This window comes from Microcoleus sp. D2_18a_D3 (assembly GCF_036702455.1).
In the GTDB taxonomy this organism is placed as follows: Bacteria; Cyanobacteriota; Cyanobacteriia; order Cyanobacteriales; family Microcoleaceae; genus Microcoleus.
Genome location: NZ_JAUBTK010000007.1, coordinates 95,677 through 107,186 on the forward strand (window position 1 = coordinate 95,677; position 11,510 = coordinate 107,186).

An 11,510-nucleotide genomic window follows, 5' to 3' on the forward strand; every position below is an offset into this window, starting at 1 on the left:
TAAGGAAAGGACGATCGCCCTTCTGAAACCAAGTGCGATCGCCCTTATTCCTCCCCGCTTTCTTCTGGCTCATTCTCCGCCTCAAAATCCACCTTCTCATAGACATCTGCCAGCGGCACTTCAACTTGAAAAAAATTAAAAACTAACGCCACATCCTCTTCATCATACTGACGGTACGACCACCGCTTGTTTGCCAACTTACAATACTGTTCTACATAAACCTGAGATTGATCGATCAGAATATACTCTTGAAATGTCGGCAGCGTTTGATAAAACTTAAACTTATCACTGCGATCGTAAGCTTTCGTAGATTTCGATAAAACTTCCACAATCACTTGAGGATTCATCACCGTATCCTGGCGATTATTGAAATACTCAGGTTTCCCCGGAACTACCATCACATCAGGATAAGTATAAATTCGCTTTTTCATCATCCACAAACGCACGTCGCTCATGAAAACATCATAGTCAAGTCCTTTAAGAGCAAGACGTAATGCTATACTCATATTCAGGGAAATTCGATTGTGATTCGTAGTTCCACCTGTCATGGGAATAATTACTCCGTCGCAATATTCACTTTTGTACTCTGCTGTTTCTTCCAGAGCTAGATATTCTTCTGGAGTAAAGTATCGCTGTGCTGTTGGCTGTTCTGTTACTTGTAGACTAGCTGTCACGGTTTTTTACCCAATTCAATTCATATCTTGCGTCCAGTCTAACATTGCCCAAAAATACGATCGCCCGAATCAAACATTCGGGCGATTAAGAGCGGGATAGCTTCGCCGCGCGTACTTTCAGACAGTCGCCACCAAAATTAATCGATCGGATCGAAAACAAGAGTCAATCGAGCACCGGGAAGCAGTTGTTTGAGAACTCCCAAGTGACCCTCTGCATCTGACCAACTGCGAAAGCGACCCACAACGACCCTTTGCAGATTCGGAAGCAAACGAACAACGATCCACGGTTTGAGACGTTTTTCATACCGCATAATAGATGTATCTCCTTTGTAAATTGGAGCCATAGCCAGTCCTGAGCCCTCGGAAAGCGTCGGACTGGCTTTTGACTTTTGCATACTTAGTTTAATCCAAATAAAGCAGTGTGACAACCGCTGCGGTCTATTATACAACTGTAACAGTCTATACAGCAAAAAATTTGGCATACAAGGTGCTAGCATCTGCCTTGCAAAGGTTGTGCTATACGAGCAGTTAAACAGTGATCCGGTGGAGATTAGCAGTTGTCATGGCCGATCGGAATATCAGTAACAAGGAACTGGCTGTCCTAACGGGCATGAATCCCAGGTCTATTTCTCGACTCAAAACTCGCCGTTACCTCACCAGAATAGACGCAGCAACGTTAAACGTTCTCTGCAAATCACTCAATTGCAAGCCTGGAGACTTAATGGATTACGAGGAGGACAGTCCCGATCGAGCCTGAAATTTGAGGGCATAAGCAAGCCCACAGCTTTGATATGATTGGGAGCGTTCGCAAACAGTAAATATTGACAGTGAGCAAGCGCGTTCACATCACACTCCCCGACTACATCTATGAATCCTTAGAACTGTGGGCCGATCGCCAAGGTAGACCCACAGCTAGTTTGATCGCTTTTATCGTTGAAACAGCGGTTTTGGAAGCGAAAAAAAAGGGAGATTTACCTTCTGAACCTGAAAAGCCCAAAAGCGGCGCGTAAAGACTTCCCTCGTGGGTTGCTGGTGCGTGTCGCCCGATCGCACTTATCGAAATTGATGAAAACTAGCATCCGCGCCCGCAGTTGGCGCACAATATTTAAAATAATTCTCTGCTTTGTCCTCGCGATCGCGTATTAGTACATAAGTCCTCTCAGCAATCGAAAGTGCCAGTTTTTGAATTGTCCGCCGGCTAGTCAGTTGCAGGGAAACTCACAAAAAAATATCATTCTCAGTAAAGAGATTTCGACTATACATTCAATCCTATTGTGGGGCGGGCTTCTAGCCGGCCCCTAAAAGCTTATTGAGAATAGTGCCCGATCTCAGGGGAAACGGAAATTTCATCCAAGGATTTCCTCCTTGAGGCCAATTATGAAAACTGTACAGTTCGATCGCCCTCATCAATCCAACTTACCTAGATTAGACGCATCAACATATTTTAAAGGAATGACTTATGAACTTCACAGCAAGACTCACACAAACCAGCTTACTCGGTTTAATGCTATTTGCCAGCAATCCAGCGGCAACCTTGGCTCTAGGACAATCGAACACAAGCACTGCACCAACAGCGTCTCGCACTCAGTCTCCGATTGAAACCATACAAATAGCTAATGTATCCACCCCCCAAAAACTGGTGAGGGATTTTTGTGCTCGCAAAAGACAGAAAGTGGAAAACTATTTCGAGACAAGCAACTTTCGGATTTATCTGTGCTACAACCACGCCAATCAACTATATTACTACGGCGTTAAAAAGAGTAACGGCAGCACGATCGCCCTGCGTGCTCGAACTGAAGAGGGGACTGGTTACGTGGCAGAAAATGGCAGCTACGATTACATCGTTACAGGAGCCAGCCTTAGTATTTATAACAAAGGCAAACGCATTCTCGAACAACGAGTGATTCGCTCCCTTTAGTATTTAAATGCGATCACTCTTTCAAGCCCCGACTTCTTAAAAAAGCCGGGTATCTAACAGAATATCTGGCTTTTCTGCTGAGGCAGACGAAAGTTTGTGTAATTTAACCTCGAACTCAAATGACAGGCGCTTCGCCACATTTGAGTTTGAGGTTAACAGGTTTCAACCGCCGAATTATCTCAAAATAAAAAAAACCTCCCCAACAAGGAGAAGGGAGAGTGAAAAGACAGTGAGAAATTTAAGTTTTTGCAGCATTAACAATAAGGAGTTACATCTTCGCCCCACTCGTCAGCCAAATAACACAAAGCTCGAAAGCGCAGCCCAAACACTTGCTCGTAAAGCGAATTTAACTTGCACAGTGGCGGAATGGAAAATAAAGTGCGATCGCCCACGAGGAAAATTTCTACAATATCAGATGAGCCCATCTCGTTCTCATGCAAAAAATCATGTCAACCTCTACGAAAAGGCAGCATCCCGCTCTTGTAGCGATCGCCCGGAAAGCCTTAAAATGGTTTACCGAAACGTCCCCAATCCAGATTTAATCATCCCACTCTCCTGCACAATCGCGGATGCTGCTTCCCCCAAAATTTTGTGTGCGGCAGTCGTCGGATGAATGCCGTCCCAAAACAAAAATCGATCGGGACTACCACAAACACCTCCACCCGATAAACACGCACTCGTCACATTAGTCAAGCCATATTTAGCCTGGTTTGCGATCGCTTCCTGATAAAGCGCATTAGCATCCAGAGTCGCAATCTTTAAGTCAGAATGCTGTTGACTTAATACCTTAACCGTTCGCCTCAAACCCTGATTGTGTGCTTGTGTTAATGCAGTGAGCCTTGCAGAATTAGCGGCTGTTCGCGTCGCCGGTAACTGCCCCAAATCTGGTAAATTTGCCACCAAGATATTTTTGGCACCCACATCAGCAAGAGACGCGATCGCCTTCGCCACATTTTCAACGGGAAGATTCGCATTATTTACCCCCTGCAAATAGTCATTTGCACCCGCCCACAGTACATACAGCGCATGAGGATTTGCCTGTTTTTGGGATTTAGTCCATGACTGAACTTGAGCTAACACACCAGGGACAAGGCTATTGCGATCGCTCCCCGTTGTTGCACCTCCATAGGCTAAATTAGTGACTCGTTCAGGCGGCAACTTTAGGCGATCGGCAAGATACTCTACCCAAACTTTACCATTCGAGTAACGCCCTTGAAAGTAAGTCGAACGAGGCGGATATTGACCCCCGCTCGATCGAAACACCATTCCCATATCCGAAAGACTGTCCCCAAATACATATAGTTCATTGACAGCCTCAGAACTTTGAGCTGATAGGATGAGTGCAACCATAAAAGATAAAAGCGCAATAATTACTGCAAAAAACGTTTTTTTCAACACTTGGTATTAGTTATATCCTTTAAATTTTTAATAATTTGTACCGTTCTTTACCGAGTTCGTGAGTTTAAATTTTAGTGTTACTTATATTCTTGAAATCGCTTAAAAAATATTTGCCCCACTTACTAAGATAGCAATTTTGTAAAAAATGTGGGTAGTAAAACTGAACTTTAATTGCGGTTTGCCTCACTCCACGCCTTCACCTACATAGATTGATGATGTCCTGGGCACTTGTCTAATGGTATCTAGCTCATAGCCCTGTGGCGGGGACAAAACCGTACATATTTTGGGGGATTACCCAATAAAGTTAAGCAAGAGGCGAACCACGAAAACCTCCCAAACAACTACCCTTGAGGTAAAGATAAATAAAAAAAAGAATCGATTTAAAACTGATTTATACCAATTCACTATGAAGATACACTAAATGAGGCTGATGTCTTCCTGGTTGGAACTATATCCTTAGCGTTATATTAAATGCAGCTTCATAGTGAATTGGTATTACCAAAAAGAATTGGTTTAAAGCCGGAACCCTTGCATGGAGAAATTAAAAGAAGACTATTCATTACTCCAATCCTCGGACTTCCAGGTAGAGGTCGCTATCAACTGTCAACTGTCAACTGTCAACTGTCAACTGTCAACTGTCAACTGAATGAATGGGCGATCGAGAAATTGACCGCACTTTTGTTCCTTGAAAGCCGACACAAAACAAAAACCCTCCCCAACAAGGAGAAGGGAGGGTGAAAAGACAGTGAAAAATTTAAGTTTTTGCAGAATTAACAATAAGGAGTTACATCTTCGCCACATTCGTCAGCCAAATAACACAAAGCTCGAAAGCGCAGCCCAACCACTTGCTCGTAAAGCGGATTTAACTTGCACAGCGGCGGAATGGATAATAAAGTGCGATCGCCAATTTTGACTTCTCGCTCAAACGGACACTGGCTGGGAATAAACTTACACAGCAACCGAGCCAACTTTTGACTTTTAATTGCAGTGTTATCCAGCCATTGTTTTAGCGGATGCAAGGGGTCAAAGTGTGGCTTTTTACCGTAAGGGTGAGATTTTGTAGCGACATTAACGGCGGTTTCTTCTTTGCCAACTCCTACCCACTGTGGCAGAGTTCGGTAGGAAACTGTATGCTCAAATACGTTCATTTTGCTCTCTTCCTCTTTTATAACGAGGTGCCAAGAACTCTCTGTAGAGCTTGTGCGATATTATCTACAATCAGTATCTACAGCATCTCGTTTTGCTTTACCGGATTGAACTTCTTAAATTAATGACTTAGGGCGAGAAAAGTAGTTCCTGATTTTTTTAAAGACGGTGTGCGCTCTAAAAAGCGTCCTCATTTCAAGCCCAACAATTGATTGATAGGGTAAAAATTCTGTCTTCTACGTTTTAGCTTCAACCTTCGGTTGACTCTCCTTTTGTAGTTCAATTACAATTGTGGCGCATTCAGGTGAATTATCCTATACGTGAAAATGCGGAATTTTTAATAAAACTTATAATATTTCTAAATAAGCTCTGCTGCAAAAAACCCTGAAACCTCCCCCCAACAATCTTTGCTCGCGATCGCCCAGAAACTCCTACAATTAGAAATAATCGGTATCACCGCCCTCACAACCCATGAGTAACCCAGAAACCAAAGCTATCACCCGCGAATTGCAAAGCCACGCCGCCATTCTCGGTGGCTTCGTCTCCCTTCTGTGGATTATCGAAATTGTCGATGTATTCCTGTTCCGAGGCAGGCTGAATGCCTACGGAGTCCGCCCCCGCAGCCTCGACGGACTTCAAGGCATCCTGTTGATGCCTTTTCTGCATGGCAGTTTTGCTCACTTAGCCGCCAATACCCTCCCTTTTGTGACATTGGGTTGGTTGATAATGCTGCGAGAAATGAGCGACTTTTTTATTGTGAGTGCCGTCACTGTGCTAGTCAGCGGATTCGGAGTTTGGCTGACTGGCGCGCCCTATTCCGTTCACATTGGTGCCAGCGGATTAATCTTTGGTTACTTCGGTTTCTTGCTGCTGCGGGGCTATTTTGAACGCAGTTTTACATCTATTTTGGTATCTTTAATTGTCGGTTTCTTCTACGGCAGTTTAATTTGGGGAGTTTTGCCGTCGCAGCCGGGAGTTTCCTGGCAAGCGCATTTCTTTGGCTTTGTCGGCGGCGTATTAACAGCTCAACTTTTGGGCCGGCAGAAACGGCGAATTAACTAGAATAAGACTGAGGCTGCATCCTATCATCACCTTGGTTTATTGCTCATAAATTATCTAAAAGCGTAGGTTTTTTGTCAATAAACCTGGTTTCTTGTGTAAGATCAAATCCGTTAGCATCGGAATAGTAAATTCGAGTTCAGTGTTCACGGCGTTGACAGTTGACTGTTCACGGCGTCAACAGTCAACTGTCAACAGTCAACATCATTCCGGTGTTACCGGAAATGATATAACAATTGCGTCCCGGATAGCAAGACTAACTGCTGACCAATAATTCAACGCGGGCCGGCAAGCACACAGTAAAAACCGAACCGCAACCTAACTCGCTTTCAACGTGCATATCGCCACCCATCATCACGCAAAAGTGACGACTAATAGTCAATCCCAAACCCGTGCCGCCATACTTGCGGGTAGTTGATGCGTCGCCCTGCATAAATGCTTGAAATAAATGCTGCAATTGTTCGGGGGGAATCCCAATGCCCGTATCAGCTACGCGAAAAATTATTGAGTCGGAAGGTTCTCCTATTTCTTGAGTGGTTAAGCTGTCATGTTTAACTCTTTCAATACAGAGGCTAATAGTGCCATGTTCCGTAAATTTGGCTGCATTGCTCAGCAGGTTGAGCAATATTTGACGAGTTTTGGTAATGTCCGCATACATCATTCCCAAGTCGTCAGCACAATCAACTTCAAACTTATTAGAATTTTTATCTACCAAGGGTTTGACAGTAGAAACTACCTCGTCAATTAAATTAACCGGGTTGAAAGTTTCTAAGTAAAGTTCCATCCGACCCGCTTCAATCTTAGAAATATCTAGAATGTCGCTAATTAAAGATAGCAAGTGTTTGCCCGCTGTTTGAATTTTTTGCAAGTCGGGGATAAAATCTTCGCAGCCTAAATCCTCGGCGTCTTCTTTGAGCATATCGCTGTAACCAATAATCGCGTTGAGGGGAGTTCGCAATTCGTGGCTCATATTAGCTAAAAAGGCGCTTTTGGCTTGGTTTGCTGCTTGAGCGGTTTGAGCTACCTTTTGGAATTCTTCTGCTAATTTGCGCTGGGTAATATCTTCGGCAATACCGACGATGCGGTAAATTTCTCCGGTTTGGTTGCGGACTGGAAAAGCCCGATCGCGCACCCAGCAAACTGAACCTTCCGTTGGCGTAGCCCCCGTAGGGACTCGCACTACCCGATACTCCTCATCATAATCGCCCCGCACCTGTTTCTCAAAAGCAGCCTTGACGCGATCGACATCCTCCGGGTGAATAGCACCCCAAAAAGCCTCCGGTTCTGACTGCAAACTCTGACAGCTCAAATTCCATATTTTTTCGCAAGCAGGGCTCACATAAACTAGCTGCTTTTGATTGGGTTCTCTAATCCAAAATACCTCATGAATATTTTCTGCCAACTGGCGAAACCGCTCCTCGCTGGCGCGCAACTTCTCCACAGCACTGTGAAATTCAGTCACATCCTGAATCAGCGATGCCACCCCAATGATGCTGCCGTCAGCATCAACCAAAGTCGTATTGTACCACTCGCACAGAATTATTTTGCCGTCTTTTCTGAGGTTCTCGTTAAGGCTGGTAAGTCCTCCTTTATTAGTGAGCAAAGTTATAGATAGTTGCCTGACATACTCCTTAGCACTTTCAGGAACTATGAGATCGACTCCGTGGCGTCCCATTGCTTCCAAGCGGTTGTATCCAAAAATTCTTTCCGCTGACAAATTCCATTCCGCTACTTGAAAGTTTAGATCCCATTCAATCGCTCCCAAAGGAGTTTGGTGAAGATGGAGAGCCAGTTTTTGCTGCGAGTTTTTCAGAGAAATAATTAATTCATTTTTGTCGGCGATCGCAGATTGTACCCGATCTTCGAGAGTAGTAAACGACTCTTCCAATTGAGCGGCCATCATATTAAAAGAGCGAGCCAGAACACCCACCTCATCCTCCCGCTCTACAGACGCCATCAACCGGGAATCTACCACCATCCCGTCCCATTCTCCCCGGGACAAAGCCTCCGCAGCCTTGCTCAGACGCCGAATCGGTACAACAATCCACCTAGAAGTCAGAGCGCCAATCGCCGTTGCCAGCACCAAAGCACCCAGACACATCACCACAGTATACCGAGTGTTGGCATGAATCCTTTCCATAAAATCGGCTTCAGGAACCGTCACCACAATCAACCAGTCGAGGCCCCTGCTGTCTAAAAGCGGCGTCACCTGTAGAAATTGCCGTTGACCGTCGATCGTAAAATCTAACTGGCGAGATCTGTCAATTTTGTGCAAATCCCCGAAGTGTTCTGTCAAATAGCGGGCGGTCGATCGAATGAGAACATTCTTGCTGCTCGTTGCCACAATCCGTTTCGCAACACCATTGCTAACAATAAATGGCGGTTCCCTAGTAGAATTTGCCACCAATTGCCCCGACCTTTCTACAATAAAAGTCTGTCCTGATTTCCCAATTTTTAGAGTTTCCAAGAATTGATTGAGCTTGGCAAGGGCCAAGTCAGAACCCAGGATGCCAATCAGTTTACCATCATCGCCATAAACTGGTTGAGCAGCCGTAATCGCTAGTTTGGGAGCGTCAAAAAAATTATAGATTTTACTCCAAGTCGGTTTGCCTGCGCGCACCGGAGCTATGTACCAAGGTCGGACGCGGGGGTCGTAGTTGAGAGTAGTTTTTAATAGCTTGGTTGGTTCCTCGAACTCGGACAGCGCGTAGCTATGCAAATTATAGCCAGTAGATGGATTAGAAATCTGAACTTGCAACTTGCCGTCGTCGAGGCGTTCAACTCCAATAAAATCTTTTTCTTCGGATGCGAATTGAATGTAGCTAATTTTATCAAAAATTTTGATTTGTTTGTAGAAGTAGCGTTGCAAACTATCACTATCCTGCAGGTTCACAATGCCGAGACGGATGGCATCGAGATTGAGCTGATTGATTTGGTGTGGCGTTTCAATATAACTATTAATATGTTGCTGGATACGCGATGTGACTTCTGTCCGCAGTTGTGCGGCAACATCGTTGACGGCTATGCGCCCGTTCCGCAGCGACAGCCACCCCGTCAACCCTACCGCCGCGAAAGTCTGGAGGGCAAAAGGCACAACAAGGACGATGCGAATTGGCACTTTGCCTGACATTTTTAAAATTTGGTCGGTCAAATATCTGATTGGCATGATGAAGCAGAACTATGATGAACCCACAACATTCCGGTAAAGTACAACTTGATGAGCGCAGGTTTTGAAGTTGAGATGGTTTTAGTAGGCAAAGTGATGTTAAGAGTTCGGAATCCGCCGCTGGCAACTGAATTTTTAACGACTGCCACCGCCATCTTAGCGCGATCGTCCGCTTTGGGAACATTGGCGATCGAGATGAATGCAGTATCAATCCTGGACTCACTCTACACGCTCATACTATTATAGATTTGAGATTAAAGAATTAAAGAAGTGGGAAAGACTGATTCTGTAAGGGTTTAGAATTGGCGGGCTGTTGCATTCTTTTTTTAAACTGGTATCTGAAACCGGGTTTTTTTAGCGTGTCGGCGGGCTGCAACCAACTATTTTTATGAAAAAACCCGGTGGATAGCCGCCCGTGCGTCCCGCACTAACTATTTTTCCACTCCTGACGCGCGCTAATCAAACAAACCGAGTTTTTGGTTGACTCATTCCTGCAATGACGTATTTTGGAGTTTAAACCCGCTTGCTGCGTCAGTTCTATTTGACCCATAGCGCTATCCAAAGTTATAAGTTTTGACAGTAACTTTAATTGATATCTCCACAAGCAGCTACTTTTGATAGAGTGCAACTTAATTCCGGCTAGGTAAAATAAGCATATAGCAATCCTCGCATCATTTGCATAATTCTTGTAGTAGGGGCAATCCCACGCCCGGTTGCCCGATAGATAGGGAGTAGGCAAAGAAAGGTACTACCTCTACAAATTTATCTGAATCATTTAGGATTGCTATAGTAGGATGCAACTAGCGGAGGCATGGATGATGAACGCAGTTATTGCTACTCTTGGCACTGCTCTCGGACTGAGCTCAATTTTTATCGGTTTGACTCCGGCGGTTCTCGCCCAACAAAGACTGCAACCAGCGCCCCAATATTCGGAAACGACTTTATCTGGGGACTCGTTGAGGAGTGTGGAGGACAGAACCTTAGACTCGGACTACCAAAACTTGATTGGTGGACCAGAAACGGCGGCTAATTCTGCTAGAAGGGAAAGAAGCTTGGGCGACACATTTCGCCTCAAAATCGAGGGCCCATTGGAATTTATTACTACTCCTTCGGACGCCCAGCGTCAAGGAAATCCTTTACCTCCAAAACAAACCGACAGCGGTACAGAAGCGGGAGTTCAGCTTCAGCTAGGACTTTAGCAATTTTAAATGAATTCCTGGGAAGCGAGCGATCGCGGAACCCAATTTTTGATTTTCGGAGTGATTGTGACTGCGATCGCTTTTTGATATGAATTTGATCACAAGTTTTGTGAGGTTTCCATCACACAAGGTTCTCTATTGTGAACCTAAAATTAGACCAATTAAACTTCCGATACAGACTGATTAGCTACATATCTTTACAAAATCGCATAAAACTGGCGGTGAAGGTGATGAGAAAGGCTCAACTGATCGATTATTTGCGGGGAGAGTTGGCAATATCGCATTCCGCGATCGCCGTTGCTCTCCGACACGGTGAACAAGATGCCAGCGAACTGCCGATGGTTCTGTGGCAATACGGGTTAGTGACACTGGAACAGTTAAACCAGATTTTTGATTGGTTGGAAGCTCAGCCAATTTAGCAATTTAAAATCCTGATTTAAAAAATATGGATATCGGATTGCAATTTTTTAACAAATAAAGCTTGCACAAACGGTCGTCGGAAAGTATAGGGTTGAGTGTTTAGGTTAAGGGTGGGTCTTATTTTGTCCCAATTAGAAAAATACAAATATACAGTAGGGACACAGCACTGCTGTGTCCTCTTTTTTGTTGCCGACTAAAATAAACTGTTTTCAATCTGTCGAAGATGCGATCGCAGACGGCATCAAACAGACGGCATAAAACAAACCCCAGCAACTTTTAGGCTGCCGGGGCTTATCTTGTTTAATTTGGTGGCGGGAAGTGGATTTGAACCACTGACCTTCGGGTTATGAGCCCGACGAGCTACCAGGCTGCTCTATCCCGCGTCGCGTTGTCTTTCTCTAGTGGTTTCCAAAAACAAAACCCTGAAACCTTAACGATTACAGGGTTCGCTTGAATTTGGTGGCGGGAAGTGGATTTGAACCACTGACCTTCGGGTTATGAGCCCGACGAGCTACCAGGCTGCTCTATCC

At 44.8% G+C, this 11,510-nt stretch carries 13 protein-coding genes, 2 tRNA genes and 1 pseudogene; 8 read left to right on the plus strand and 8 right to left on the minus strand.

Annotation, left to right across the window (positions count from 1 at the left end):
* Window positions 1-44: 44 nt before the first annotated feature.
* Together QUB06_RS05585 and QUB06_RS05590 are read right to left on the minus strand one after the other, a co-directional pair.
* Window positions 45-674 (minus strand): Uma2 family endonuclease, encoded by a 630-nt coding sequence (locus tag QUB06_RS05585; protein ID WP_333434464.1) that lies wholly within the window; start codon window positions 672-674, stop codon window positions 45-47.
* Window positions 675-811: 137 nt separating this feature from the next.
* Window positions 812-1,069, minus strand: coding sequence for a hypothetical protein (locus tag QUB06_RS05590; RefSeq protein ID WP_333434501.1), 258 nt, complete (start codon window positions 1,067-1,069; stop codon window positions 812-814).
* 140 nt (window positions 1,070-1,209) lie between these two features.
* Here QUB06_RS05590 and QUB06_RS05595 point away from each other — a divergent pair, with 140 nt between their 5' ends.
* The 3 genes from QUB06_RS05595 to QUB06_RS05605 all read left to right on the plus strand — a co-directional run bounded on the left by QUB06_RS05595 (window position 1,210) and on the right by QUB06_RS05605 (window position 2,592).
* A complete protein-coding gene (locus QUB06_RS05595) occupies window positions 1,210-1,431 on the plus strand; it encodes a helix-turn-helix domain-containing protein (RefSeq protein WP_332944252.1) in 222 nt (73 codons plus the stop codon).
* A gap of 70 nt (window positions 1,432-1,501) precedes the next feature.
* Window positions 1,502-1,684, plus strand: a complete 183-nt coding sequence (locus QUB06_RS05600; protein WP_333200861.1) for a ribbon-helix-helix domain-containing protein — start codon at window positions 1,502-1,504, stop codon at window positions 1,682-1,684.
* Between the two features lie 449 nt (window positions 1,685-2,133).
* A complete protein-coding gene (locus QUB06_RS05605) occupies window positions 2,134-2,592 on the plus strand; it encodes a hypothetical protein (RefSeq protein ID WP_333434465.1) in 459 nt (152 codons plus the stop codon).
* Between the two features lie 254 nt (window positions 2,593-2,846).
* Here QUB06_RS05605 and QUB06_RS05610 read toward each other — a convergent pair.
* Window positions 2,847-2,981 (minus strand): annotated as a pseudogene (locus QUB06_RS05610) (Mo-dependent nitrogenase C-terminal domain-containing protein); the annotation flags it as partial.
* A 124-nt stretch (window positions 2,982-3,105) separates the two neighbouring features.
* On the minus strand, window positions 3,106-3,942 hold the full coding sequence (locus tag QUB06_RS05615; protein WP_333434466.1) for an SGNH/GDSL hydrolase family protein: 837 nt from the start codon (window positions 3,940-3,942) through the stop codon (window positions 3,106-3,108).
* Between the two features lie 519 nt (window positions 3,943-4,461).
* Here QUB06_RS05615 and QUB06_RS05620 point away from each other — a divergent pair.
* Entirely contained in the window at window positions 4,462-4,728 is a 267-nt protein-coding gene (locus QUB06_RS05620) for a hypothetical protein (RefSeq protein ID WP_333434467.1), read from the plus strand.
* A 32-nt stretch (window positions 4,729-4,760) separates the two neighbouring features.
* On the opposite strand, the gene QUB06_RS05625 is transcribed toward QUB06_RS05620, so the two are convergent.
* Window positions 4,761-5,138: a Mo-dependent nitrogenase C-terminal domain-containing protein gene (locus QUB06_RS05625; RefSeq protein ID WP_333434469.1), complete on the minus strand. Its 378-nt coding sequence runs from the start codon at window positions 5,136-5,138 to the stop codon at window positions 4,761-4,763.
* Window positions 5,139-5,607: 469 nt separating this feature from the next.
* Here QUB06_RS05625 and QUB06_RS05630 point away from each other — a divergent pair, with 469 nt between their 5' ends.
* Window positions 5,608-6,198 (plus strand): rhomboid family intramembrane serine protease, encoded by a 591-nt coding sequence (locus QUB06_RS05630; RefSeq protein ID WP_333434470.1) that lies wholly within the window; start codon window positions 5,608-5,610, stop codon window positions 6,196-6,198.
* Window positions 6,199-6,451: 253 nt separating this feature from the next.
* Here QUB06_RS05630 and QUB06_RS05635 read toward each other — a convergent pair whose 3' ends face one another.
* Window positions 6,452-9,325 carry a PAS domain S-box protein gene (locus QUB06_RS05635; protein WP_333434471.1) on the minus strand — a complete coding sequence of 958 codons (2,874 nt, stop codon included), beginning with the start codon at window positions 9,323-9,325 and terminating at the stop codon, window positions 6,452-6,454.
* An 87-nt stretch (window positions 9,326-9,412) separates the two neighbouring features.
* On the opposite strand from QUB06_RS05635, the gene QUB06_RS05640 reads away from it, so the two are divergent.
* The 3 genes from QUB06_RS05640 to QUB06_RS05650 all read left to right on the plus strand — a co-directional run bounded on the left by QUB06_RS05640 (window position 9,413) and on the right by QUB06_RS05650 (window position 10,979).
* Window positions 9,413-9,607 (plus strand): hypothetical protein, encoded by a 195-nt coding sequence (locus QUB06_RS05640; RefSeq protein WP_333434472.1) that lies wholly within the window; start codon window positions 9,413-9,415, stop codon window positions 9,605-9,607.
* Window positions 9,608-10,176: 569 nt separating this feature from the next.
* Window positions 10,177-10,560 carry a hypothetical protein gene (locus QUB06_RS05645; protein ID WP_333288678.1) on the plus strand — a complete coding sequence of 128 codons (384 nt, stop codon included), beginning with the start codon at window positions 10,177-10,179 and terminating at the stop codon, window positions 10,558-10,560.
* Between the two features lie 230 nt (window positions 10,561-10,790).
* Window positions 10,791-10,979: a DUF2949 domain-containing protein gene (locus tag QUB06_RS05650; RefSeq protein WP_333434499.1), complete on the plus strand. Its 189-nt coding sequence runs from the start codon at window positions 10,791-10,793 to the stop codon at window positions 10,977-10,979.
* A 307-nt stretch (window positions 10,980-11,286) separates the two neighbouring features.
* On the opposite strand, the gene QUB06_RS05655 is transcribed toward QUB06_RS05650, so the two are convergent.
* A tRNA-Met gene (locus QUB06_RS05655) sits at window positions 11,287-11,363 on the minus strand.
* A gap of 74 nt (window positions 11,364-11,437) precedes the next feature.
* Window positions 11,438-11,510: transfer RNA gene (locus QUB06_RS05660), tRNA-Met, on the minus strand.